The sequence below is a fragment of the Streptomyces sp. NPDC003720 genome (genome assembly GCF_042875075.1).
GTDB lineage: Bacteria > Actinomycetota > Actinomycetes > Streptomycetales > Streptomycetaceae > Streptomyces.
Genome location: NZ_JBIANZ010000005.1, coordinates 318,398 through 342,479, shown reverse-complemented (window position 1 = coordinate 342,479; position 24,082 = coordinate 318,398). Strand labels below are relative to the sequence as shown.

At 71.9% G+C, this 24,082-nt stretch carries 22 protein-coding genes and 1 pseudogene; 14 read left to right on the top strand and 9 right to left on the bottom strand.

Going from position 1 to position 24,082, the window contains the following annotated elements; genetic code table 11:
* The first annotated feature begins 119 nt into the window (after positions 1–119).
* From ACFYU0_RS16125 to ACFYU0_RS16110, 4 genes and pseudogenes are all read left to right on the top strand, one after another.
* Positions 120–1,352 carry an acyl-CoA dehydrogenase family protein gene (locus ACFYU0_RS16125; protein WP_389301434.1) on the top strand — a complete coding sequence of 411 codons (1,233 nt, stop codon included), beginning with the start codon at positions 120–122 and terminating at the stop codon, positions 1,350–1,352.
* Positions 1,353–1,756: 404 nt separating this feature from the next.
* Entirely contained in the window at positions 1,757–2,863 is a 1,107-nt protein-coding gene (locus tag ACFYU0_RS16120; protein ID WP_389301431.1) for an aliphatic sulfonate ABC transporter substrate-binding protein, read from the top strand.
* Between the two features lie 275 nt (positions 2,864–3,138).
* The gene (locus ACFYU0_RS16115; RefSeq protein ID WP_389301428.1) at positions 3,139–3,339 is read left to right on the top strand and encodes a hypothetical protein; all 201 of its coding nucleotides are present in this window, start codon (positions 3,139–3,141) and stop codon (positions 3,337–3,339) included.
* A 48-nt stretch (positions 3,340–3,387) separates the two neighbouring features.
* Positions 3,388–3,744, top strand: a pseudogene (locus ACFYU0_RS16110) (GNAT family N-acetyltransferase); the annotation flags it as partial.
* Between the two features lie 69 nt (positions 3,745–3,813).
* On the opposite strand, the gene ACFYU0_RS16105 reads toward ACFYU0_RS16110, so the two are convergent.
* Positions 3,814–4,236, bottom strand: coding sequence for an arsenate reductase ArsC (locus tag ACFYU0_RS16105; protein WP_389301427.1), 423 nt, complete (start codon positions 4,234–4,236; stop codon positions 3,814–3,816).
* Between the two features lie 126 nt (positions 4,237–4,362).
* Between ACFYU0_RS16105 and ACFYU0_RS16100 the strand changes: the two genes are divergently transcribed.
* Both ACFYU0_RS16100 and arsB read left to right on the top strand, forming a co-directional pair.
* Positions 4,363–4,671, top strand: a complete 309-nt coding sequence (locus ACFYU0_RS16100; protein WP_389301425.1) for an ArsR/SmtB family transcription factor — start codon at positions 4,363–4,365, stop codon at positions 4,669–4,671.
* A complete protein-coding gene (gene arsB / locus ACFYU0_RS16095) occupies positions 4,668–5,765 on the top strand; it encodes an ACR3 family arsenite efflux transporter (protein ID WP_389301422.1) in 1,098 nt (365 codons plus the stop codon). Before ACFYU0_RS16100 ends, arsB begins: the two co-directional genes overlap by 4 nt.
* Positions 5,766–5,831: 66 nt before the next feature.
* On the opposite strand, the gene ACFYU0_RS16090 is transcribed toward arsB, so the two are convergent.
* Positions 5,832–6,203 carry an ArsR/SmtB family transcription factor gene (locus tag ACFYU0_RS16090; protein ID WP_389301421.1) on the bottom strand — a complete coding sequence of 124 codons (372 nt, stop codon included), beginning with the start codon at positions 6,201–6,203 and terminating at the stop codon, positions 5,832–5,834.
* Between the two features lie 243 nt (positions 6,204–6,446).
* On the opposite strand from ACFYU0_RS16090, the gene ACFYU0_RS16085 reads away from it, so the two are divergent.
* From ACFYU0_RS16085 to ACFYU0_RS16065, 5 genes are all read left to right on the top strand, one after another.
* The gene (locus tag ACFYU0_RS16085; RefSeq protein ID WP_389301419.1) at positions 6,447–7,832 is read left to right on the top strand and encodes an NAD(P)-binding domain-containing protein; all 1,386 of its coding nucleotides are present in this window, start codon (positions 6,447–6,449) and stop codon (positions 7,830–7,832) included.
* A gap of 232 nt (positions 7,833–8,064) precedes the next feature.
* The gene (locus ACFYU0_RS16080; RefSeq protein WP_389301416.1) at positions 8,065–9,423 is read left to right on the top strand and encodes a rhodanese-like domain-containing protein; all 1,359 of its coding nucleotides are present in this window, start codon (positions 8,065–8,067) and stop codon (positions 9,421–9,423) included.
* A 45-nt stretch (positions 9,424–9,468) separates the two neighbouring features.
* Positions 9,469–9,834, top strand: a complete 366-nt coding sequence (locus ACFYU0_RS16075) for a rhodanese-like domain-containing protein (protein WP_389301413.1) — start codon at positions 9,469–9,471, stop codon at positions 9,832–9,834.
* The gene (locus tag ACFYU0_RS16070; RefSeq protein WP_389301410.1) at positions 9,831–10,574 is read left to right on the top strand and encodes a sulfite exporter TauE/SafE family protein; all 744 of its coding nucleotides are present in this window, start codon (positions 9,831–9,833) and stop codon (positions 10,572–10,574) included. The genes ACFYU0_RS16075 and ACFYU0_RS16070 overlap by 4 nt, the downstream gene beginning before the upstream one ends.
* 97 nt (positions 10,575–10,671) lie before the next feature.
* Positions 10,672–11,247: a rhodanese-like domain-containing protein gene (locus tag ACFYU0_RS16065; protein WP_389301407.1), complete on the top strand. Its 576-nt coding sequence runs from the start codon at positions 10,672–10,674 to the stop codon at positions 11,245–11,247.
* 128 nt (positions 11,248–11,375) lie between these two features.
* On the opposite strand, the gene ACFYU0_RS16060 is transcribed toward ACFYU0_RS16065, so the two are convergent.
* From ACFYU0_RS16060 to ACFYU0_RS16050, 3 genes are all read right to left on the bottom strand, one after another.
* Positions 11,376–14,021 (bottom strand): glycosyl hydrolase, encoded by a 2,646-nt coding sequence (locus ACFYU0_RS16060; RefSeq protein WP_389301406.1) that lies wholly within the window; start codon positions 14,019–14,021, stop codon positions 11,376–11,378.
* 143 nt (positions 14,022–14,164) lie between these two features.
* On the bottom strand, positions 14,165–14,998 hold the full coding sequence (locus ACFYU0_RS16055; protein ID WP_351668081.1) for a sterol desaturase family protein: 834 nt from the start codon (positions 14,996–14,998) through the stop codon (positions 14,165–14,167).
* A 1-nt stretch (position 14,999) separates the two neighbouring features.
* On the bottom strand, positions 15,000–15,713 hold the full coding sequence (locus tag ACFYU0_RS16050; RefSeq protein ID WP_351668083.1) for a GntR family transcriptional regulator: 714 nt from the start codon (positions 15,711–15,713) through the stop codon (positions 15,000–15,002).
* 169 nt (positions 15,714–15,882) lie between these two features.
* Here ACFYU0_RS16050 and ACFYU0_RS16045 point away from each other — a divergent pair, with 169 nt between their 5' ends.
* The 3 genes from ACFYU0_RS16045 to ACFYU0_RS16035 all read left to right on the top strand — a co-directional run bounded on the left by ACFYU0_RS16045 (position 15,883) and on the right by ACFYU0_RS16035 (position 18,409).
* Positions 15,883–16,440, top strand: coding sequence for a DUF2243 domain-containing protein (locus tag ACFYU0_RS16045; RefSeq protein WP_351668085.1), 558 nt, complete (start codon positions 15,883–15,885; stop codon positions 16,438–16,440).
* A gap of 8 nt (positions 16,441–16,448) precedes the next feature.
* On the top strand, positions 16,449–17,279 hold the full coding sequence (locus tag ACFYU0_RS16040) for a cytochrome c oxidase assembly protein (protein WP_389301920.1): 831 nt from the start codon (positions 16,449–16,451) through the stop codon (positions 17,277–17,279).
* A gap of 62 nt (positions 17,280–17,341) precedes the next feature.
* Positions 17,342–18,409: a MerR family transcriptional regulator gene (locus ACFYU0_RS16035; protein WP_351668089.1), complete on the top strand. Its 1,068-nt coding sequence runs from the start codon at positions 17,342–17,344 to the stop codon at positions 18,407–18,409.
* A 363-nt stretch (positions 18,410–18,772) separates the two neighbouring features.
* Here the strand turns inward: ACFYU0_RS16035 and ACFYU0_RS16030 are convergent, their stop codons facing one another.
* The 4 genes from ACFYU0_RS16030 to ACFYU0_RS16015 form a co-directional block, all read right to left on the bottom strand.
* Entirely contained in the window at positions 18,773–20,377 is a 1,605-nt protein-coding gene (locus ACFYU0_RS16030; protein ID WP_389301401.1) for a glycoside hydrolase family 13 protein, read from the bottom strand.
* Positions 20,378–20,497: 120 nt separating this feature from the next.
* Positions 20,498–21,373, bottom strand: coding sequence for a carbohydrate ABC transporter permease (locus tag ACFYU0_RS16025; protein ID WP_389301398.1), 876 nt, complete (start codon positions 21,371–21,373; stop codon positions 20,498–20,500).
* 14 nt (positions 21,374–21,387) lie between these two features.
* Entirely contained in the window at positions 21,388–22,347 is a 960-nt protein-coding gene (locus tag ACFYU0_RS16020) for a sugar ABC transporter permease (protein ID WP_351668095.1), read from the bottom strand.
* A 125-nt stretch (positions 22,348–22,472) separates the two neighbouring features.
* Positions 22,473–23,888, bottom strand: coding sequence for an extracellular solute-binding protein (locus ACFYU0_RS16015; protein WP_389301395.1), 1,416 nt, complete (start codon positions 23,886–23,888; stop codon positions 22,473–22,475).
* Between the last annotated feature and the right edge of the window lie 194 nt (positions 23,889–24,082).

Here is a 24,082-nt window from a genome sequence, read left to right as displayed (position 1 = left end):
CATTGACGTTCCGCCGGCGGGGTGCGCAGGATGATGCTGCCGGTACCTGGCGGCACGGGCGGCCGGACGAGCCAACAGCCGTGCGGGACCCTGCCGTTGACCTTGAGGAGACCTCCACCATGGGCGTTGCCCCAGCGCCGTCCGGCCCCGTTGCGGACTCCGGCCCGGACGGGCCCGGCCCGGCGCACTGGCTGCGCGTGGCCCGCGAGTCGGCGGACGACCTGGCCACGGACGCGGCGGTCCGGGAGCAGGCGGGCAAACCCCCGCTCGACGAGGTGTCCCGGTTGCGCGAGGCGGGACTCCTGACGCTCCTCGTGCCGGCGGAGTCGGGAGGGGGCGGCGCGGACTGGACCACGGCCTACGCCGTGGTCCGGGAGATCGCCGCGGCCGACGGCGCGATCGGCCAACTGCTCGGCGGCCACTACTTCCTGTCGTGGAGCGCCCGGCTGCTCACCGGTCCCTCGCGTACCGCCGCCCTCGCGCGCCGGTGCGCCGGGGAGCAGTGGTGCTGGGGTGGCGGCCTGGCCCGCCAGGACCCGCCTCTGACGCTGACCAGGGCGCGCGGCGGCGGCCATGTGCTCGACGGACGGCAGGACTACGCCACCGGAGTCCTGGTGGCCGACCGCCTCGCCGTGCGCGCCGTGCGCGCCGACACCGGCGAACCGCTCGCCGTCGTCGTCGATCCCGCCCACCACGGCGTCGGCACCGGCGGGGAAGCCGACGCCTTCGGCCAGCGTCTCGCGGCAGGGGGGAGCGTGGAGTTCGACTCCGTGCCGGTCGCCGCCGACGACGTACTCGGCTCGCTGTCCGCGGACGAGGACATCCTGTCGCCCCCGACCGCCCTGGCCTCCCCGGTCGGGCGCCTCCTGTCCGTCCAGCTCCGTCTCGGCATGGCGGAGGGAGTGCTCGCCGAGGCCCGGGAGTACAGCAGGGCCGGTCGATCGCCCGGGCACTCCGCCCGACCGGCCGGCTCCGCGCAGGACCCGCAGGTGCTGGCCGCCTACGGGGAACTCGCCGTCCTCACCCGCTCGGCGTCCGCCCTCGCCGGCCAGGCGCTGGAGGCCGTGCACGGCGGGCTGGCCCGCGGCGCGGACCTCACCTACGACGAGTACGCGGACATCTCCGTCCTCGTGGCCATGGCCGAGGCCGCCTCGTCCCGGGCCGCGCAGGAGTCCACGGCCCGCGCCCTGGACATCGTCGGCGTCCGCTCCGCGTCCTCGCGGCTGGGCTTCGACCGCTTCTGGCGCAACGCCCGTACGCACACGCTGTACGAGCCCGTCGCTCCCCGACTGCGCGACGTGGGGGACTACTTCCTCAACGGCGCGCACCCGCCGTTCGTCCTGCCCGCCTGACCGACGGCGTCCAAAATGCGAACACCCCCTTGGGGTGAGCGCCGCCTTCTGTCACGATCCCTAGCAGCCAGGTAGGAAAACTAGGGAAGGCGGGGGTGCAGTCATGGTGTCGTCCCACCGCGCACTCCTGTCGCCGCCCCCGCTGACCTCGCGTCGGCACATCGACTTCGGCCGCACGTCCAGCGCCATCTGTCGGCCTGCCTGAGCCGTCCGCGCACCCCGCCGGCTCCGGTGGAAGCGCCGCTCACTCCTGACGCCACTCCCGGTCCCCTCACCGCTCCGGGTCGGCGTCCCCCGCTGCCGTGGACCGGTCAGCGGAGCACATGTGCCCACCGGCGTCCGCGCGGCCTCGCCGCGCGATCTCCGGTACCTCCTTGTCGATCCCTCCCCGAGAGGACACCCCCGTGTCTGCCGCAAGACCGCTCACCACCCTGCGCACCGTCGCCGTCATCACGGCGCTCCCCGTCCTGCTGACCGCCTGCGGGTACGGTTCCGAGTCGACCGACGACGGGAAGAAGAACGCGGTCGCGGCGGGCGCCGAGAAGCTCTCCGCCGACGAGGTGAAGATCGGCTACTTCCCCAACCTCACGCACGCGACCGCTCTCGTGGGCGTGCAGGAGGGTCTGTTCCAGAAGGAGCTGGGCGGCACCACGATCAAGACGTCCACCTTCAACGCCGGCCCCTCCGAGATCGAGGCGCTCAACGCCGGGTCCATCGACATCGGCTGGATCGGCCCCTCCCCCGCCATCAACGGCTACACCAAGTCCAAGGGCAAGAACCTGCGGATCGTGGGCGGTTCGGCCTCCGGCGGGGTGAAGCTGGTGGTGAACCCCAAGAAGATCAAGTCCTTGAAGGACGTCGAGGGCAAGCGGATCGCCACGCCCCAGCTCGGCAACACCCAGGACGTCGCGTTCCTCAACTGGGCCGCGGAGCAGGGCTGGAAGGTCGACGCGCAGAGCGGCAAGGGCGACGTCTCGGTCGTCCGCACCGACAACAAGGTGACCCCGGACGCGTTCAAGTCCGGTTCCGTCGACGGCGCCTGGGTGCCCGAGCCGACCGCGTCCAAGCTGGTCGCCGAGGGCGGAAAGGTACTGCTCGACGAGGCCTCCCTGTGGCCCGGCAAGCAGTTCGTGATCACGAACATCATCGTGTCGCAGAAGTTCCTGAAGGAGCACCCGGACGTCGTCGAGGCCGTGCTGCGCGGCTCGGTGAAGACGAACGAGTGGATCGACGCCAACCCGGACAAGGCCAAGGCGTCGGCGAACGAGGCCCTGGCCGACCTGTCCGGCAAGGCGCTGCCCGCCGACGTCATCGACCCGGCGTGGAAGTCCATCACCTTCCTCGACGACCCGCTGGCCTCCACCCTCGGCACCGAGGCGAAGCACGCGGTGACGGCCGGCCTGCTCGACCAGCCCGACCTGAAGGGCATCTACGACCTCAAGCCGCTCAACAAGGTCCTCAAGGCCGAGGGCAAGGACACCGTCGACGCGGCCGGCCTCGGCACCGAGTAGGCCCTGCCGACCGCGGCGGGCCCACCTGCTCGCACCTGCTCGCACCTGGTCGTGGAAAGCGGGCCGGCCGTCCCCCGTCCGCCACGGACGCGGATGGCCGGCCCGCTTTCCGGCGCGCGAACACCTCACTCGCACCTCACCGGACCTCCGCGAGCCCCCGCCACGTCCGCGCGGGGGCCGGCCCCCGGCACGCAAGCCGTCGGCGATCCTGAAGCGGAGTGTTTCCACGGAGGCGAGGGAAGGAGTCAGAGCGGGAGGGAGGACAGGAGACAGCCGTGACCGCCCTCGCGATCTTCCTCCTCATCATCGGGACGCTCCTGGTCCTGATCGGGGCGCTTCTGCTCCTGGTCGGGACGTTTCTCATCGCTGTCGGGGTGGCCTTGATCCTCATCGGGGCGACCCTGATCGCCGTAGGCGCGTTCTTGCTCATCCGGAGACTGTTCGGCCGCGATCGAACACGATCTCACCTCTGGTGACGGCAGCGGCGCCAGGTCGGCCGGCGAACCCGCATCGGCACTTGGAAGTGGCTGTCGACCGACGCGTTCTGGGCCATGGGGCGCACCCGGGAGAAGGTCGAGGAGCCGATGCGCGGCTCACTGAACTTCGCCGTCCTCGACGCCGCCGGCGAGCAGGTGACCTACGCCCGGGTGATCACCAACCGTGCCACGTTCGCGTGGCTGTGCGACGTCTACGTCGCCCGCCCCCACCGCGGCAAGGGCCTTGGCACCTGGCTCGCCGGCGCGGTCCGCGACCATCTGGCCCCCTACCGGCTCAAGCGCGTCCTGCTCTCCACGCTGGACGCGCACGAGATCTACGCCAAGGCGGGGTTCGCCCCTGTCCCGCACCCCGAGAACTTCATGATCCTGGAGGGCGGCCGTTGAAAGGAGCGGTCGGCACCGGGTCCGGCACCGCCCGCCGGGCCGTTCCTGCCCGGTGCGTGCTCAGGAGCATCAGTCCTGCTTCGCGGCGGCGTCGATCTCGGCGATCAGGGCCTCGACGCGGGTCTTGATCTCGTCGCGGATCGGGCGCACGGCCTCGACGCCCTTGCCGGCCGGGTCCTCCAGGGCCCAGTCGAGGTACCTCTTGCCGGGGAAGACGGGGCAGGCGTCGCCGCAGCCCATGGTGATGACGTAGTCGGACGCCTGGACGGCCTCGGAGGTGAGAACCTTCGGCGTGGCGGCCGAGATGTCGACGCCGACTTCCTTCATGGCCTCCACCGCGGCCAGGTTGACCTGGTCGCCGGGGACGGAACCGGCGGAGCGGACGTCGATCCCGTCGCCCGCGAGGTGGGAGAGGAATCCGGCGGCCATCTGGGAGCGGCCTGCGTTGTGGACGCAGACGAACAGCACGGAGGCGAGCGGGCTGGAGGACATCGGTTCTTCCTTCACGGCTGACCGAGCGGGGCCACTTCGGGCGGTGCGCCAGTGGACGTCGGGATACAGCTCCTTGAGATCAGCCTGAACTGGTATCAGTCCAGGCTGATGTGACAGTATCAGCCCATGCTGACGTCAGTCGACGCTGATCTGCTCCGGGTGCTGGCCGACCCGCTCAGGCTCCGGATCGTCACCCTGCTCGCCCGGGAGACGCTCTGCACCACGCACCTGGTCGAGGAGACCGGAGCCAAACAGACCAACCTCTCCAACCATATGAAGGTGCTGCGTGAGGCCGGGGTCGTCGATACGGAGCCCTGCGGCCGGTACACGTACTACAAGCTGCGCCCGGACGTCATCGCCCACCTCGCCGGGCGGTTCGCAGAGCTGGCCGAGTCCGCCCGGAACGCCGCCGACAACAAGAGGGCCTGCCCGTGACCCGCACCGAAGCACTCGCGACCACTGAGGAGACCTCGATCGTCGCGAAGCTCTCGACGCTCGACCGCTTTCTCGCCGTCTGGATCCTGCTCGCCATGGGCGTCGGCCTCGGCCTCGGCCGGGTCGTCCCCGGACTGAACGATGCTCTGGCCAAGGTGGAGATCGGGGGCGTCTCGCTGCCGATCTCCATCGGCCTGCTGGTCATGATGTATCCGGTGCTGGCCAAAGTCCGCTACGACAGGCTCGATGCGGTCACCGGGGACAAGAAGCTGATGGTGTCCTCGCTGGTCGTCAATTGGCTCGTCGGACCCGCGGTGATGTTCGCCCTCGCCTGGATCTTCCTGCCGGATCTGCCTGAGTACCGCACCGGCCTGATCATCGTCGGTCTCGCACGGTGCATCGCCATGGTCGTCATCTGGAATGACCTCGCCTGCGGCGACCGTGAAGCCGCCGCCGTCCTGGTGGCCCTCAACTCGGTGTTCCAGGTTCTGGCGTTCGGCCTGCTGGGCTGGTTCTACCTTGATCTGCTGCCCGGTTGGCTCGGCCTGGGCGACGGCCGGCACCTGAACATTCCCATGTGGAAGATCGCGCTGAACGTCGTCATCTTCCTCGGCGTTCCACTGCTCGCCGGGTTCCTCACCCGCCGCATCGGCGAGAGGAAGCTCGGCCGCGAGCGGTACGAGACCGGCTTCCTGCCGAGGATCGGCCCATGGGCGCTCTACGGCCTGCTGTTCACGATCGTCGTCCTCTTCTCCCTGCAGGGGAGGACGATCACCTCCCAGCCGCTGGACGTGGCCCGCATCGCGCTGCCGCTGCTGGCCTACTTCGCGATCATGTGGTTCGGCGTGTTCGCCCTGGGCAAGGCCATCGGCCTCGCCTACGACCGCACCGCCACCCTCGCCTTCACCGCCGCCGGCAACAACTTCGAGCTGGCCATCGCGGTGGCCATCGCCACCTTCGGCGTCACTTCCGGTCAGGCCCTGTCAGGCGTCGTCGGCCCGCTGATCGAGGTTCCGGTCTTGGTCGCCCTGGTCTATGTCTCCCTCGCCTGGCGAAGGAAGTTCACCGCCCGTGCTCAGGCTCCCGTGGCCTAGACGTGCCGCGAACCCCGCCCCGTACTGCAGGGCGGGGTTCGCTTTTTCCCGTAGGCCTCTGTGTGATCAGGCGGCTGCGGGGAGGACCAGGAGCTGGCCCATCGCGGCCAGGACGGACGGTTCGACTCGGTAGTACACCCAGGTGCCGCGCCGTTCGGAGCTGAGCAGACCCGCCTCCTTCAGCTTCTTCAGGTGGTGCGAGACGGTCGGCTGGGAGACTCCGACGTCGGAGATGTCGCAGACGCACGCCTCGCCGCCCTCGTGCGAGGCGACCGCGGAGAACAGCCGCAGGCGGACCGGGTCACCGAGCGCCTTGAACATGCGGGCAGCCGTCTCGGCCTCCTCGGCGGTCATGGGCCTCTCGGTGAGCGGCGGGCAGCACGGTGCCACACCCCGCCCTTCGGGCTCGAGCAGCGGCAGCGGCTTCGCATTCGACATGCGTCTATGTTGACACACGTCGAACCAGGCGGGCCATGGTCGGCGCCGGCGGCCGCCTTCCACTGGAGTGACATGTCCGCCGCCGCGTCGCCGCGAGGACGGGCCGGCCACCGCTTATCGCCGCCCCCTTGGCCTCTCTCGCGGCTCTCAATTCGATGAATGTCTATGTTGACGCCTGTCGATACAGGTGTCACGCTTGCGATGCAGGCCATCGACAAACATCGAAACACGCAAGGAGTCGCCGTGAACGCGCCCACCACCGAGTTGCCCGTCGTCGTGATCGGAGCCGGGCCGGTCGGCCTGGCCGCCGCCGCCCACCTGGCCGAGCGCGGCCTCGCATCAGTGGTCCTGGAAGCCGGACAGACCGCCGGCGCCGGAGTGCGGGATTGGGCGCACGTGCGGCTGTTCTCCACGTGGGGCGAAGTGGTCGACCCCGCCGCCGAAAAGCTCCTCGCCCCCACCGGCTGGAGCAAGCCGGACGCGGGCGCCTACCCGTCCGGCGGGGACTGGGCCGACCTCTACCTGAAGCCCCTCGCGGACGCGCTCGGCGACACGGTCCGCACCGGCGCCCGGGTGACCGGCGTCTCGCGCACTGGCCGTGACCGGATCGTCGACGCCGACCGCGAGGCGCAGCCCTTCGTCGTCCACGTGGAGCACGCCGACGGCCGGGAGGAGCGCCTGTACGCCCGGGCGGTCATCGACGCATCCGGCACCTGGGCCACCCCCGGGCCCGCCGGCGGCAGCGGCCTTCCGGCCCTCGGCGAGCGGGCGGCAGCCGAGAGGATCGCCTACCGCGTCCCCGATCTGAAGGACCCGGCTGGGCGGGCCCGGTACACCGGCAAGCGCACCGCCGTCATCGGCTCCGGAGCCTCCGCGTTCACCGCGCTGGCTTACCTCGCCGACCTGGCCAAGTCTGACGATGGTGCGGGCACGAAGGCTGTGTGGATTCTGCGTCGAGGCATCTCCGGCTCGACCTTCGGCGGCGGCACCGCCGACCAGCTTCCGGCCCGCGGCGCGCTCGGCCTGGCGGCCAAGGCGGCAGTGGACGACGGGCACGCGGACGCGGTCACGGGCTTCCGCACCGAGGTGATCGAGCGCGACGGCGACGGCCGCGTGGTCCTGGTCGCCGAGGACGGCCGTCGCCTGGAGCCGGTCGACGAGGTGATCGTGCTGACCGGCTTCCGCCCCGACCTGTCGTTCCTGTCGGAGATCCGCCTCGGCCTGGACGAACGCCTCCAGGCCCCGACCGCACTCGCTCCGCTGATCGACCCCAACCAGCACTCCTGCGGCACCGTCCACCCGCACGGCCACCGGGAACTGACCCACCCCGAGCAGGGCGTCTACCTCGTCGGCATGAAGTCCTACGGCCGAGCCCCGACGTTCCTCGCCATGACCGGCTATGAGCAGGTCCGCTCGGTCGCGGCCGCCATCGCCGGCGACATCGAGTCCGCCGACCGTGTCGAACTCGCCCTCCCGGAGACCGGGGTGTGCGGCGGAGCGGGTCTCTTCGACGCCCCCGAAGCAGACCAGACCGGCGGCGGATGCTGCGCCCCGGCAACGCAGCCGATCCGCATCGGCGCCAACGTCCCTGCCGGGGAGGGGGCAGCGGGCGGCTGCTGCGGCTCCTGATCGATCCCAGCACTCGCCACCGGAGGGGCCGCGACCGGATCGGGGGATCGGTCGCGGCCCCGGTGCTGCGACCGAGGTCGGCCCCCTCAGGCACCCCCTCAACGCACCACCCCCTCCCCTTCTCCCCTCCCCTCCCCTCCCTTCCGCACAGCTCCAGGGATACCCCCCGGGGTACCCGTGTTACGGTGGCATACATACCCGGGGGGGTAATCTCCGTGGAAGGGGCATCTCCGTGTTCTTCATCGACACCATCGAGCTCGAGGGGCTGGGCAACCGCCATTACCTGGCCGGCGGCCGTGACACAGCCGTGGCGGTGGATCCGCCGCGCGACTTCGATCAGGTCCTGGCGGCCGCCGCCCGGCGTGGCGTGCGGATCTCGCACGTGGTGGAGACCCACATCCACAACGACTACGTCACCGGCGGCCTTGAGCTGGCCCGGGTCACGGGAGCCGCCTATCTGGTGCCGGCCGGGGCGGACGTGTCGTTCGCCCGGGTGCCGGTGGCCGACGGTCACACGGTGGCCGTGGACAGCGGTCTCGAGCTGCGGGCCGTAGCCACGCCCGGCCACACCCCGCACCACACCTCCTACGTGCTGCGGGAGAACGGCGTACCGGTGGCCGCGTTCACCGGCGGATCGCTGCTGATCGGCACGGTGGGCCGCCCCGACCTCGTCGAGCCCCGCCTCACCGAGCGGCTGGCGCGCGCCCAGCACGCCTCCGCCCACCGTCTCGCGGCCGAGCTGCCCGACGAGACCCGGGTGCTGCCGACGCACGGCTTCGGCAGCTTCTGTTCCTCGGCGCAGGCGGAGGGGGACGCGACGACGATCGGCAAGGAGAAGGCCGCCAACGCGGCGCTCACCCAGGACGTGGACTCCTTCGTCGCGGACCTGCTCGCCGGTCTCGAGGACGTCCCCGCCTACTACGCGCACATGGGTCCGGCCAACGCCGCCGGTCCGGCCCCGGTCGACCTCACTCCCCCGGCCGTCGCGGACGCGGACGAGATCGCCGCGCGGCTCGCGGCCGGCGAGTGGGTGGTGGACCTGCGCAACCGGGTCGCGTTCGCGCGGGGCCATGTCGCCGGTTCGTTCAACTTCGAGGCGGACGGCAAGATCGCCACGTACCTGGCCTGGATGATCCCGTGGGGGAAGCCGGTCACGCTGCTCGCGGAGTCCCCCGAGCAACTGGCCGCCGCGCAGCGGGAGCTGGTCCGGGTGGGCATCGACCGGCCGGCCGCCGCCGCGACCGGGACGCCGGAGCAGTGGGTGCCCGAGGGCGGCCGGCCGGCCTCCTTCGCCCGCTCCACCTTCGCCGGCCTGGCCGAGCGCGGCACGGACGGCGTGGTCGTGCTGGACGTGCGACGCGACTCCGAGCGGGCCACCGGACACATCGAGGGGTCGGTGCACATCCCGGTCCACGAGCTGCACAAGCGGCTCGCCGAGGTACCAGCGGGCACCGTCTGGGTGCACTGCGCCGGCGGGATGCGGGCCGCCATCGCCGCCTCGCTGCTCGACGCCTCCGGACGGGACGTCGTGGCCGTGGACGACGGCTTCGACGCGGCCGCCCCCGCCGGACTGACCGTGGTCGCCGGCTGACCGGCCCTGGCACCCACCCCATCCGACTTTCCGAGAGGTTGTGTGATGTTCCTCTTCCGTAGCGGCGACCACCGCGTCACCGTGGACGAGGCCCACCGGCGCACCCAGGGCCCCGAGGCCCCGGCCGTCCTGCTGGACGTGCGCGAGCGGGACGAGTGGAACGCCGGGCACGCGCCCGGCGCGGTCCTCGCGCCCCTGTCCCGGCTGACCGCCGGGGCGGCGCTGCCGGCCGTCGCCCGGCAGCGGCCCCTGGTGGTGATCTGCCGCAGCGGGCACCGCTCACGGCGGGCCACCGAGCTGCTCGCCCAAGGGGGCGCCGAGGCGGTGGACGTCAAGGGCGGCATGAAGGCGTGGGCCGCCGCCGGGCATCCGGTCGTCGACGAACGCGGGAACCACGGCTCGATAGCATGACCGCTCTGCTCCTCGCGCTCGTCGCCGGCGCCGTCGTCGGCCTGGCCCTCGGCGGCCTCGGCGGTGGCGGCAGCGTCCTCGCCGTGCCCGCCCTGATCTACCTGCTCGGCCTCACCCCGGCGGAGGCCACCACGGCCGCCCTGGTCATCGTCACCCTGACCTCGGTCACCGCCCTCGCCGGACACGCCCGGGACGGCAACGTCGCCTGGCGCACCGGGCTGCTCTTCGCGGCGGCGGGCATCGTGCCCGCGATGCTCGCCGGGGCCGCCGCAGGGCACCTCCCCCAGGCCGGGCTGACGGCGGCCTTCGCCGTCGTCGCGGCGCTCGCGGCGCTGCGCATGCTGCGTCCCGCCCGGACCGAGACGTCCGGCGCGGTGAGGCCCGGGAAGGCCGGCGCCGCCGGCGCCGGGCTCGGCGCGGTGACCGGGTTCCTCGGCGTGGGCGGCGGCTTCCTCGCCGTGCCGGCCCTGGTCGGTGTGCTGAGCCTGCCCATGCGCCGGGCCGTCGGCACCAGCCTGCTGGTCATCACGATCAACTCGCTGGCGGCGCTCGGCGCCCGGGCCGGCAGCGGGACGCACCTGGACTGGGCGGTCGTCGCCCCGTTCACCGCGGCGGCGATCCTCGGCGCCTGGGACGGCAAACGGCTCTCGAAGAAGATCAAGGGCCAGGCGCTGCAGCGGGTGTTCGCCTGCGTGCTGCTCGCGGTGGCCGCCCTCATGCTCCTCGACGCGCTCGTCTGACCACGGCGGCCCGGCCCGCACCGGCCCGCCTCACGACTCCAGCGGTACGGCCCCCGTCCGGGGCGCCTCCCCACACACAAGAAGGAAGAGATCCACGATGGCCACCCCCGTCACCCTCGACCCCCAGCAGGCCCGCTCCCGGCTGCACGAACTCACCGTCATCGACGTCCGCACCCCCGGCGAGTACGCGGGCGGCCACATTCCCGGCGCCCTCAACATCCCGCTCGACCAGCTCGGCCGGGCGGTGCCGGAGATCCGGGCCGCCGCCGAGCGCGGCGAGGTCCTCGTCGTCTGCGCCTCGGGCGCCCGTTCCGAGAACGCCTGCCGGACGCTCGCCGAGAGCGGCGTCCACACCGCCACCCTCGCCGGCGGCACCGGCGCCTGGGCCGCCCAGGGCAACGACCTCGACCGTCCCGAGGGCGGCGCGCGGGCGACCTGGGGCATGGAGCGGCAGGTCCGCCTCACCGCGGGCTCCGTGGTCCTGCTCGGTCTGGCGCTGGGCGAGTTCGTGCACCCGGCCTTCCGGCTGCTGAGCGCGGGCATCGCCGGCGGACTGGTGTTCTCGGCGGTGACCAACACCTGCGGCATGGCCGCCATGCTCGCCAAGCTCCCGCACAACCGGCCCCGTCAGGCCGACCTGGAGGCGACGCTGACCCGTCTGCGCGGCAACTGAACCGGAGGCCGCGACGGGCGCGACACCGCGTCCCGCGGACGCCGGTGGACGGTCGGGCGCGGCGTGCCGCGCACGGCGGAGGGGTGACCCCGGGATCCGGGATCACCCCTCACGCGTGCGGGGCGGCGTCAGCCGAGGTCGCGCACCCTGATGGCGTGGATGCCGCGGCCGTGGGTGGCCGCGTACAGGGTGCCCCCGTCGGGGCTGAGCTTGAGCTGCAGCACGGCGACGGCCGGGAGGGAGCCGACGCGCTGCCACTTCGTGTGGCCCGGGGCGCGGTAGACGACGCCCAGGTCGGTGGCGAGGGCGAGCCCGCCGTTCGAGGTCACCACGGCGGAGTCGGCCGGCACGTCGGGCAGGTTCGCCGAGACGTCCTTCCAGGTGGCGCCGCCGTCGGCGGACTCGAACACATGACCCTTGCCGGCGCCGGGGCCCTCGGTCCAGTGCCGCGAGAAGCCGTTGACCGCGAGGAAGACGTGGTCGGCGTTCTTCGGGTCGACGGCGAAGCCGCTGAGGTAGCGGTTGGGCACCGTCCCGTCGGCGCCGGTGGCCGGCAGGGCGATGTCGTGCCAGCCGGTCCCGTCCGCGTTGCCGACGGCGATGCCGCGGGCGAACCCGTCCTCGTTGCAGGGCCCGCACCAGGCCGCGTACACCTTGCCGCCCGAGGCGGCGACGGCGGTCGCGGTGCGGCCGGCGCCGAGGTCGTACACGCTCCGCCACTCGGAGCCGCTGCGGATGGCGTAGCCGTGGTCCTGCACCCAGATGTGCCGGCCGCCGGCGATCCAGGTCGCGCTGTTCCTCATGTCGGCCGCGAGCGGGGCGATGAAGCGGGCCTCGCCGGTGATGTTGTCGGCCGGGGCGACGTTGTACGAGGTCGCCTTAGCGGGGTCGGTCATCCAGGAGCCGTCGTTCACGGCGCAGTTCTGGGTGACCTGGACGGCGAGGTAGACGTACTCCTCGGCGATGTCGCAGCCGTTGGCCGGGTCGGTGAGGGTGTCGCCGCCGTCGCCGCCGAAGTCGGAGCCCATCACCTTGTCGTCGCTGCGCAGGATCGACTGGCCGTTGTCCTGCAGACCGCCGGTGACGGCCACCCCGTGGTGGCCCGGGTCCCTGCCGACGCCCACCGAGTAGTACTGGAGGGTGTCGATGGTGCCGTCGTTGAGCGAGGTCCAGTCCGTGGCGTGGCCGGCGGAGTCCTGGGAGCCGCGCACCGGGCGGCGGTAGGCGCCGCCGTCGTTGCCGACGTAGACGAAACTCCTGCCGTGGTAGCGGCCGATCGCGACGCCGTGCTGGTCGGAGTGCGTGGTCTGGCTGCAGCTTCCGGTCTGCCGGGCGGGATCGATGCTCCAGCAGGGGAAGTTGAAGTTCCAGTACGGGCCCACGGTGGACCAGGTGGCGCCGCCGTCCCTGGTCTCGTAGACCTCTTCGAGGCCGGCGTAGACGTGCTTGGGGTCGGCCGGGTCGACGGTGAGGAACTGGTTGTACCAGGCCTGCACGCCCGGCATGTACCCGGCCGTGGTCAGCGCGGAGCCGTCGGCCGCCAGCTGCTTGTAGTCGGCGATCTTCGTCCAGGGCCCGAAGGGCGAGGCGGCGCTGTAGATGCCCTGCAGGCCGCTGTCGGGGTTCGTCGCCATCTGCTCGGGCGACTGGTCGATCGCGTAGTAGCGGGAGCCGTCGGCGGAGCGGGCGAAGGTGACCGTGCCGACGTTGTCGGCGTCGGTCGGCAGCTCGCCGAAGCCGCTGGTGATCCGCTGCCAGCCGCCGGCGGCCCTGGTGTAGAAGCCGTTGTAGTCGTCTCCGCTGCGCCAGCCGACCGCGAGGATCACCTTGGCGGGGTCCTTGGGGTCGACGGCGATGTCGTTGGTGATGTTCTTGTACGCGGCGTCCGCGTCCGTCGCCTTCGAACCGCCCGGCAGGTAGTCGGGGTTGGGCGCGAACTCCAGCTTCCAGGAGCCGTGCAGGTTCTTGGTGGAGTGGCTCCACACGCCCTCGCTGGTCGCCGCCCACACCTTGCCGCCGGCGAAGCGCAGTTGGCGGACGGTGGTGCTCTCCAGCTCGTCGCCGCCGACCCGGCTGCGGGTGGTGAAGGAGCCGTGGTGCGGGTCGGACAGCACGTACACGCCGCTGCCCAGGTAGGCGTCCGCGTTGGTGTTGGCCTCGCCGGTGCCGAGCCACAGCCGTCCGGCGCCGTCGACAGCGAGCGCTCCGGTGGACTGCGAGGGCAGCCGGTCGCTGATGGACCGCCAGTGCCCGCCGCCGGTCCGCGAGCGCCAGACCCCTCCGCCGGCGCTGCCCGCGTAGACGTAGCCGTCGTCGTCCGCGGCCATGGCGGCCATCCGCCCGGTGACGTCGCCGGAGCCGCCGCTGGAGTTGGAGTCGATGTCGCGGTAGCGCGGGTCGTCGGAGTCGTAGGTCAGCCCCGTGACGTGCCGCCAGTTCCCCTTCGTCCGCTTCAGGCCGGTCAGGCCGCGCCAGGCGGCGCCGTAGGCGCCCGGGGCGACCACGCCGGGCGCGGTGCGTGCCTCGGCGTACTGGTCGGCGCCCTCGGCTATCTCGTCGGCCTCGTTGCCGTCGTCCCCGTCCTCCGCCTTCGCCCGGGGGCCGGCGGCCCCGATGGCGTGCTCGCGCTGGGCGGCGAGCCGGTCGAGGGCGCGGACTCCGAAGGGACTTGCGTGGCGGCCGGGCGCGGCGGTCGCGGGTATCGCGACGAGCCCGGCGGTTGCCGTGACGGCACAGATCGTGAGCCATCGTCTGCTGCGGGTTGGTGCTGGCACCGGATCCTCCCGAACGGGTGTCGTACAGCCGTCGCAGGAGACCCGATCACGCGCGGGCGAGGGGGTCCGGCACTTGGCCAACTCTTTGTCCGGAACCTGTCAGTTGATGGGTACGCGCCGGGCCGCGGCGGCAGGTGCGTGGATCACCCCTCGGCCCTGGGCGACCAGCCGGGCGGCCCGAACAGATATCCCGCGCGCTGGCGCCAGTTCCGGGCCGCGCGGACGTCGCGCCAGGCGGCCGTGTACTCGTGGAAGGCGACCCGCACCGGGTTGTAGGTGCCGATGTTCTTCGTGAGGCCGTACACCGCGCGGGCGCCCTCCGGTTCGAAGGTCCCGAAGAGCCGGTCCCAGACGATGAGGACGCCGCCGTAGTTGCGGTCCAGGTACTCGTTGTTCGACCCGTGGTGGACGCGGTGGTGGGAGGGCGTGTTGAAGACGAGTTCCACCGGACGCCACAGCCTGTCGACCCGTTCGGTGTGCAGGAAGAACTGGTAGACGAGGCTGAAGGCCTGCTGCAGCAGGATCATCCACGGCGGGATGCCGAGCAGCGCCAGCGGCAGCCAGAACGGCAGGCCGGTCATCGGCGTCCAGCTCTGGCGCAGGGCGGTCGAGAGGTTGAAGCGGACGCTGGAGTGGTGGACCACGTGGCTCGCCCACAGCACCCTGACCCGGTGGTGGGCACGGTGGAAGGCGTAGTACGCCAGGTCGTCCGCGAAGAACAGCAGCAGCCACGTCCACGCCGAGGACGGGGAGAGCCGCCAGGGAGCGACGGTGAAGAGGGCCGCGTACACCACGACCGTCACCGCCTTCCACGGCACCGCGACGACCTGGCTGCCGGCGCCCATCGACATACTGGTCACCGTGTCGCGCAGCTCGTACCCGCGCTCCTCGTCGTCTGGCAGAAAGCGGTAGGACAACGCCTCCACCACGACCAGGAGCACGAACGCCGGGATGGCGTAGACCACGGCAGGGATCATGTCAGCGCTCCGCCTTCCGGGGCGTCGTCGGGACACTTCGGGACAGCAGCTCACGCGCCAGGCGCTCGGCCGCCTCCGCCTCGCGCGCCTCGATGTGGGCGGCGAGCCGGAGCCGGGCCGCCGCGTCGAGGAGTTCCGCCGTCCGCAGGTCGCCGGGCACGTCGGCGACCGGAAGCGTGCCTCCGACGAGGCTGTTGAAGGCCAGCAGGTAGGCGACGTTCCCGGAACCCTCCACGACGAGCCGCCACCACGCGATGTCGGCCTCGTCCAGCTCGGCCGGATCGGGTCCGCTGCGCGCGTACCGCTCAGCGGCCTCGACGATCTCGCGGGCGGCCTTCCCGGAGCACCGGATCGCGCACAGGCGGGCCGCGTCGGCGCCGACGCACGCCCGCATCTCCAGGGCGTCCCGCGCGAGGTCCTCGACCGAGGGCCCCGCGTCGGCCGCCGCGATGCCCAGGGCCAGGTCGAGGCCCGCGGAGCGCCGCCAGTCCTGGACGAGTGTGCGCCCGCCGTGACTGACCCGCACGAGCCGCGCCTGCTGGAGGCGTTTGACGGCCTCACGGACGGCGTGCCGGTTCACGCCGAATTCGGAAGCCAGCTCGCGTTCGGCCATGAGCGCCGAGCCGGGCGGCAGTCCGCCGTCGAGGATCCTGTCGCGCAGGACGGCGAAGAGCTGGTCGGAGACCGCCTCACGCCGTATGCCGTGCCGTGTCATGGCGAGCAGCGTGGACCGGCCGCGGCCACTGGTCAACTGGTTGGACCAGTTTTTCCGGGGTCTTCGGCGATTGACCGAAAGCGCACCGCGCCGCGTGATTGTGGCGTGCCGTTCGGGAAACCACGCCCCAGGACCAGACCGGCACCGCCGACCGAACGGAGACCAGGTGATGGCCACCATGCCAGGCACAGCCCCGCCGCGCACAGCCGAGCCCAGCAGTCTGCGCCTGCCGGGGACCGTCCTCGGCGTGGGGCTGGGCGGGTTCGTCGACGGCATCCTCCTGCACCAGCTCCTGCAGTGGCACCACATGCTCACCAGCACCAACCACGACCGCATCGGGGTGAAGTACTACGACCCCCACACGGTCTCGGGCCTGCGGATGAACACGGTGTGGGACGGCGTCTTCCACGCGGTGTGCTGGGTGGCCGTGCTCCTGGGCCTGGCCCTGCTGTACTCGCGCGTCACGCACAACCGGCGGGCCGTGTGGACCTCACGGGTCCTGTGGGGCTGGATCCTCTTCGGCTGGGGCCTGTTCAACCTGGTCGAGGGCCTCCTCGACCACCAGATCCTGGGGATCCACCACGTCCACGGGGGTCCCCACCAGGCGTGGTGGGACGCCGGTTTCCTGGTGCTCGGCGCTGTTCTCATGCTCGCCGGTCACCTGATCCAGCGCGGCGGAACGCCTCACGACCCGGCGGCGCCCCGCGACGCCAAGGACCACGCCTGATGGGCGACATGCACCACCACGGCGGTGCCGGCGGTATGCCCGCGGCCGTGCCGACGGCGCTGATCCTGGCGGTCCTGCTGGCCGCGGCCGGCTGCCATCTGCTCGCGGTGCGCCGCGTCCGGCGCCGCAACCCCGCACGCGGCTGGAGCCGTTGGCGGTCGGCGTCGTTCCTGGGCGGGCTGTGCCTGCTGGCGATCGCCCTGCTTCCGCCGTTGTCGTCCGCCGCGCACGCCGACTTCCGTGGGCACATGGCGCAGCACATGCTCGTCGGCATGTACGCGCCGACCGCGCTGGTGCTGGCGGCGCCGGTGACACTCCTGCTGCGAGCGCTGCCGGCCGCCCGGGCCCGCACGCTCTCGGCGCTGCTGCACAGCGGCCCGGTCCGGGTGCTGACCCGTCCGGCGGTGGCGCTCGCCCTGAGCACCGGCAGCCTCGCGGTGCTCTACTTCACGCCGGTCTATAACGCCGCCATGGGCCACCCCCTGGGGCACTGGCTGATGCTGGCGCACTTCCTGGCGTCGGGATGCCTGTTCGCCCACGCCGTCGCCGGCCCCGACCCCGCGCCCGCCCGTCCCGGAGTCCGGGCCCGGCTGGTGTACCTGGGCGTCGCGATCGCCGCGCACGCCCTGATCGCCCAGGCGATGTACGGCGGGTTCTACGTCGACATCCGCGCCCCCGTCGAACAGGTCCGGCAGGGCGCGGAGATCATGTACTACGGCGGCGACATCGCCGAACTCCTGCTGGCCGGTGCGCTGATGGCGACCTGGCGGCCCGAGCGCCGCCCGGGGACCGTCCCGCGGCCGGGAGGTCTCGGAGCGACCGCGACGGCGGGAGACTGATCCAGGCCGGGTTTGACCCTCGACCTGGTCGAGGGCTCAGGGTTCCGGGTGTGGAGAGCGAGATGCGCAGTATCGGGGAGACGGCCCGCGCCAGCGGACTGGGCGTGAGCGCCCTGCGGTTCTACGACCGGGCGGGCGTGCTGGTCCCGGTCCGGGTGGACCCGGTGAGCGGGTACCGCTGGTACGGCGAGGAGCAGCTGGCGGAGGCCCGGGTGCTGGCGCGCCTGCGCCGGGCCGGTATGCCGCTGGCGGACATCCGGCTGGTGCTGGCCGCGTGGTCCGGAACCGACACCGCCCTGGCCCGCACCCTGCTGGCGGCCCATCTGCGCCGGCTGGAGGCCGGACTGTCCGATGCGCGCGCCGAGTTCTCCGCACTCCGAGCCCTACTCGACCAGAGGGAGAACCCCATGTCCCCGCGCGACACCGCCCCCGTCAGCCTGTCCGTCCCGGCCCCCGCACTCGCCGCCGCCCTGGACGCGGTGCGCTTCGCGGTCGGCACCGACCCCGAACTTCCCATGCTCGGCGGCGTCCTGTTCGACGTCGACGGAGACGGCGTGCACACCGTGGCCACCGACCGCTACCGGATGGCCGTCTCCCGGACGGCGGCCACCGGGCACGCCGGCCCGCGCGTCCAGGCCGTCGTGCCCGCCCCGCTCGCCGACGCCATGCGCGCCCTGCTCGGCGGCGAGGGGCCCGTCCGGCTGGAGCTGGACGGCGACCGGGTGAGGCTGGAGGCCGGCGACCGTCAGGTGGCCGGGCAGTGCCTCGACCACGACTTCCCCGACTACCGCCGCCTCGTCCACCTGCCGGCGGGCCGCCGCGTCCTCGTGGACACGTCCGTCCTGCGCGAGGCGCTCGAGACGGGCCCGGTCCACGAACAGGAAGGCTCAGCAGCCGACTTGAGCGTGCTCGAAGTGACGGACGACGACACGGTGACCGTCCGCGAGGAGGCCGGGGCCGGCCAGGACGTCATCGCGGTCAACCGCGAGTTCCTCCTCCAGGCCCTCACCGCCGCCGCCCACGAACGCCTCGTCCTGGAGTCCACGTCCCCGACGGCCCCGCTCGCGATCCGCCGCCCGGACGACGAGCACACCTTCTCCCTGCTGATGCCGGTGCGGCTGGACGACTGACGCGAGCGGGAAGCGGTGAGGGGAAGGCGGCGCCTGCCTAGCATGTGCATGTCGGACGCCCTGCAGGGTCACGCCCGGCGAGCCGGGAGGAAGCCGATGCGTCGACCACGCGAGCTGCCGCCCCACCGGGTGGTGATCCGCCGTGCCGGCTGACGGGCGCGGGCGGACCGCCGGGTGGGCGAAGGCGCTGGCCGGCTTCGTGCTCCTGGTGCTTTTCCCCCTGGTCGCCTGGTTGTTCGTTTCCTTCCGCGGGTCGGGCGCGTTCCCCTGGTGAGGTGGGCGGGCGCGGGGCCGGCGGTGCGGTTCGGGGCCTGGAGGACACCGTGTGACACGGTGCCGCCCCGCCCCCGTCGACAGCGGCCCTCAGGTGCGCAGCCACACGGCCGTGTCCCGCGGCAGCCGGCCCGCGCCGTCGAGCGGGCCGCTGGCCAGCAGCAGGGTCTCGTGCGGCGGGAGTTCGGCCGCACGCTCGGAGAGGTTGACGACGCAGACCAGGCCGTGCGCCCGGGTGAAGGCGAGGATGCCGTCGCCGGCGGGCAGCCAGGTGAGGGGGCCGTCCCCGAAGCCCGGGACGGACCGGCGCAGGAGGAGGGCGGCACGGTACAGGGCGAGCATCGAGTCCGGGTCGGCCGTCTGCCGGTCGACGGCGTAGCGGTCCCAGCCCTCGGGCTGCGGGAGCCAGGGTTCGGCTCCGGCGCCGAACCCGCACCACCGCGCGTCGCCCTCCCACGGCAGCGGGATGCGGCAGCCGTCCCGTCCCGGGTCGGCGCCTCCCGAGCGGAAGTGCATGGGGTCCTGGATGCTCTCCACCGGGACCTCGGCCTCGGGCAGCCCCAGCTCCTCCCCCTGGTAGAGATAGACGGAGCCGGGCAGGGCCAGGGTCAGCAGGGCGGCGGCGCGGGCCCGCCGGGTGCCCAGTTCGAGGTCGGTCGGGGTGCCGAAGGCCTTCGCGGCGAAGTCGAAGGAGGTGTCGGCGCGCCCGTAGCGGGTGACGGTTCGTGTGACGTCGTGGTTGCAGAGCACCCAGGTGGCCGGGGCCCCGACGGGGGCGTGCTCGGCGAGGGTGTCGTCGATGGCGCTCCGCAGCCGGTCCGGCTCCCAGGGGCAGGCCAGGAAGTTGAAGTTGAAGGCGGTGTGGAGTTCGTCGGGCCGCAGATAGCGGGCGAAGCGCTCCGCGTCCGGCAGCCAGACCTCGCCGACGAACACCGCCCCGTACTCGTCGGCGATCGACCGCCAGGAGCGGTACACGTCGTGCAGCTCGTCCTGGTCGATGTACGGGTGGGGGTCCACGCCCTCCTCGAAGTCGGCGAGCGCGGGGTCCTTGACCAGCAGGGCGGCGGAGTCGATGCGTACGCCGGCGACACCGCGTTCGAACCAGAACCGCAGGATCTCCTCGTGCTCCCGGCGGACCGCGGGATGCGCCCAGTTGAGGTCGGGCTGCTCCGGGGTGAAGAGGTGCAGGTACCAGTCGCCGTCGGGCACCCGGGTCCAGGTGGGTCCGGAGAACTGTGACGGCCAGTCGTTGGGCGGCAGTTCACCGCTCCCGCCGCGCCCGGGCCGGAAGTGGAACAGCTCGCGCTCGGGGCTGCCGGGCCCGGCCGCCATCGCGGCACGGAACCAGGGGTGCTGGTCGGACACGTGGTTGGGGACGATGTCGACGATGACCCGGATGCCCAGTTCGGCGGCCTCCGCGATGAGCTTCTCGGCTTCGGCCAGGGTGCCGAACGCGGGGTCGATGGTGCGGTAGTCGGAGACGTCGTAGCCGCCGTCCACCAGCGGGGAGGCGTACCAGGGGGTGAACCAGACGGCGTCGACGCCCAGCCGTGCGAGGTGGGGCAGTCTCGCCCGGACTCCCGCGAGGTCCCCGGTGCCGTCGCCGTCGCCGTCGGCGAAGCTGCGCGGGTACACCTGGTAGATGACGGCGTCGCGCCACCAGTCGTCGGTGCGGGGCGAGTGAGGGGCTGCCAACTGACGTTCCTTTCGGGCAGGGTGGATCTTCGCCGTCGGCCCGGATGCTGCGGGGCGTCGGACGGGCCGGCGGCGAAGGCTGGGGTGGGAGGGGCGGCCGGGAGGATGCGGGCGGTGCGGTCAGCCCTTGAGGCCGCCGGCGGTGAGGCCGCTCATGATGTTCCGCTGGAAGACCAGGAAGATCAGCAGGGTCGGCAGCGAGGCGATCGTCAGGGCGGCGATCAGGATGTTCACGGGGACCCCGGTGGAGAGCGAGTAGATCCCCACGTTGAGGGTCTGCTTGGACGGGTCGGGCAGGGTGAGCATCGGCCAGAGGAAGTCCTTCCAGACGCCGACGATCGCGAAGATCGACACCACGCCGAGGATCGGCCGGGAGACGGGCAGCACGATCGACCACAGGATCCGCGTCGGGGAGGCGCCGTCCATGGCGGCCGCGTCGAGGAGTTCCCTCGGGACGGAGTCGAAGAACCGCTTCAGCAGGAAGATGTTGAAGGCGTTGGTGACCGAGGGGAGCCAGATCGCCCAGGGCGAGTCGAGCAGGTTGCGGTGCACGAGCGGCACGTCGAGAACGGTCAGGTACTGGGGTACGACGAGCACCGTGGCCGGGATCATGAGCGTCGCCAGCATCATGCCGAGGATCGCCTTGCCGAGGACCGGGCGGAGCTTGGACAGGGAGTAGGCGGCGGCCACGTCCAGGACGAGCTGGCAGGCCAGCGCGCCGAACGCGTAGAACGTCGTGTTGAGCAGCAGCCGGGCAAGGTCCATGACGTCCCAGGCGCGGGTGTAGTTGCCCGGGGTGAAGGACCTCGGCACCAGGGTCGGCGGGGTCCGGATCACCTCCTGCGGGTCCTTCACCCCGCTGGAGGCCAGCCAGTAGAGCGGCCCGAGGAACACCAGGACGAAGGCCGCGACGACCAGGACGAAGACGGTCCAGTAGAGGAACCTGCCCCGCGGTCGCGCGAGTTGGGAGGGTGAGATGAGTGTGCGTGTGGACATGCCGGTCTCCCCGTCTACTCGTCGCGGGCGCGGCTGAGCCGTACGTACGCCGCCGAGAAACCGGCGAGGAGTACGAGCAGGAGCAGACCGAGCGCCGCCGCGGCACCGTAGTCGTTGAAGTTGAAGGCGTACTGGTAGATGAGGTAGACGACCGTGGTGGTCGAACCCTCGGGGCCGGCGCCGCCGGTGAGCAGGAACGGCTCGACGAACACCTGCATGGTCGCGATGACCTGCATCAGCAGCATCAGCGAAAGGATCAGCCGGGTCTGCGGGATCGTGACGTGCCAGACCTTGCGCAGCAGGCCGGCGCCGTCGAGTTCGGCCGCCTCGTACAGCTCGCCGGGGATGCCCTGCAGCGCGGCCAGGTAGATCAGGGTCGCGCCGCCCATGTTCATCCAGGTCGAGGCGACGACCACGGACAGCATCGACAGGCCGGGGTCCTGCAGCCACTGCTGCTCGGGGAGGTGCAAAAACCGCAGCAGCTCGTTCAGCAGGCCGTATCCGGGGTCGTACAGGTACTTGAAGAGCAGTACCGAGGCGACCGGCGGGAGCATGACGGGCAGGTAGACGAGGAGCCGGAGGAAGCCCTGGCCGTGCCGGAACTCGTTGATGACGATCGCGGTGACGAAGGGCACCGCGAAGCCGAGGACCAGCGCCAGCAGGGTGAACAGCAGGGTGTTGCGCCAGGCCTGCCAGAAGGCGGGGTCGTGGTAGACGGTTTCTAGGTTGTCCAGGCCCACCCAGTGGGTCCCGCCGTTGCCGGTCCTCTGGAACGCGAGGGCGAACTCCCTGATCATCGGGTACCAGGAGAACACCGCGAAACAGATCACCGCGCCGATGAGGAAGCCGTGGGCGGTGAGGTTGCGCCGCAGGCCGCGGGCGAACCGGCCGCCGGGCGGTGGCGGGCCCGCCGGGCTCGGGGGTGCCGGGCGGGCGGGGTCCGCCGTGCTCGGGGTCAGACTGGGGGCCGCCATCGTCGCTCCTTGGTGCTCGACTGCCGGGTTGCTGGGGCGCACACGCGGCGAGGGCCGCGGGGTGGCGCCGCCGACGCGGGCTCCCGGCGGGGGCGGCCGGTGGGCCCGCTCCCGCCGGGGGCCGGTCACTGGTTGGCGAGGACCTGGTTGACCTGGGACTCGGCCGCGGAGAGCAGCTTGTCGACATCGGCGTCCTTGTTGGTGAGGATGCCGGACATGACGTTGTCGAGGACCTTGTAGATCTCCTGCGCCTTCGGCGGTTCGGCCTTGCCGGGCACCGGGTTGTCCATGAACGTCCTGAAGTTGGCGACCGGCATGGTGGCGTTCGCCAGCCGGGCGGCGTCGTCCTTCTTTTTCGACTCCCCCAGCCAGAAGTTGGGCTGCGGGACGCCGACCGGGAGCTTGTCGGCCTTGGTGCGGGCCCAGTCGAACTGGCCCTTGCCGACGGTCAGGTTCTTGAAGTTGAGCCAGGCGATCGCGGCCTTGATCTTGTCGCCCGAGATACCGCTCTTGATCATGTAGTTGTTGCCGCCGGCCAGGGTGTTCTTCTCGCCCGGGATCGGGCCCATGCCGAAGTTCTCGTACTCCGCGCCGAGTTGCTGGACCATGTACGCGATGTCGTCGGGGGCGGCGAGGAACATGCCGAGCTTGTCGCTCGCAATCTGCTTCTGCAGGTCGCCCCACTTGAGCAGCTGGGTCTTGCCCATGCTGTCGTCGTCCCAGCGCATGGCGTGCAGGTTGCGCGCCACCTGTCGGCCGATGTCGTTGTTGAACGCGGCCTTCTTGCCGCTCGCGTCCACGATGTCGCCGCCGAGGCTGTACACCTGGGCGGTGAAGTGCCAGCCGCCGGTGTTGGCCGCGCTGTAGTCGCCGTAGCCGGCGATGCCGTCACCGAGGGCGGCGATCTTCCTGGCCGCGCTGCGGACCTCGTCCCAGGTGCGCGGCGGGGAGTCGGGGTTCAGGCCGGCCTGCCGGAAGAGCTTGCGGTTGATGAGCAGGCCCATGGTGTAGTTGCTGGTCGGCAGGCCGTAGAGCTTGCCGTCGTGCTTGAGCGAGCCGAGCACGTTCGGGTCGATGTCCTTCAGCAGCGGGACCGTCCTGTCGTTGACGTACGCGGTGATGTCGGCGGCGCCGTCGTTGTCGAGCACCTGCGGCAGGTCGGTGAAGTAGGTGTAGAAGACGTCGGGCTGGGACTTGGCCTTCAGCATGGCGGTGAAGCGGGGCGGTTCCAGGCACTGGCCCGGGGTGGAGCGGCCCTCGATGGTCACGTTGGGGTACTTCTTGTTGAACTCGGCGACGTCCTGCTTCCACTCCCTGAGTTCGGCCGCCTTGGCCGCGGGGGGCATGCAGTCGATGGTGATCGTCACCTTGGTTTTGGGGTCCAGGGGGGCGGCCGGGTCGGAGGAGCCACCTCCTTCGGAACCACCGGCGCCGTTGTCGCTCGCGCTGGTGCCGCAGGCGGCGAGCGCGGTCAGGGTGAGCGCGGAGACGAGGGCGACCGCGCCGGAGCGACGGGTACGGCGGAACCGGGCACTTCTCATGGGTGGTCCCCTTCGGGCATGAACGGTGAGGTCGCCCCACCGTCGGGGCGACTCGGTGCGTTGTGGGGCGCCGCACACTCAACCACCATCAACAAGTGGCAGCAATATCTCGCGCCAATTTCGCAATTGTTTGACAGCGCCGGAGTCCACTCGCAGTGGAACCGCCACCGTCCACAGTCGGCGCGCGGACCCAA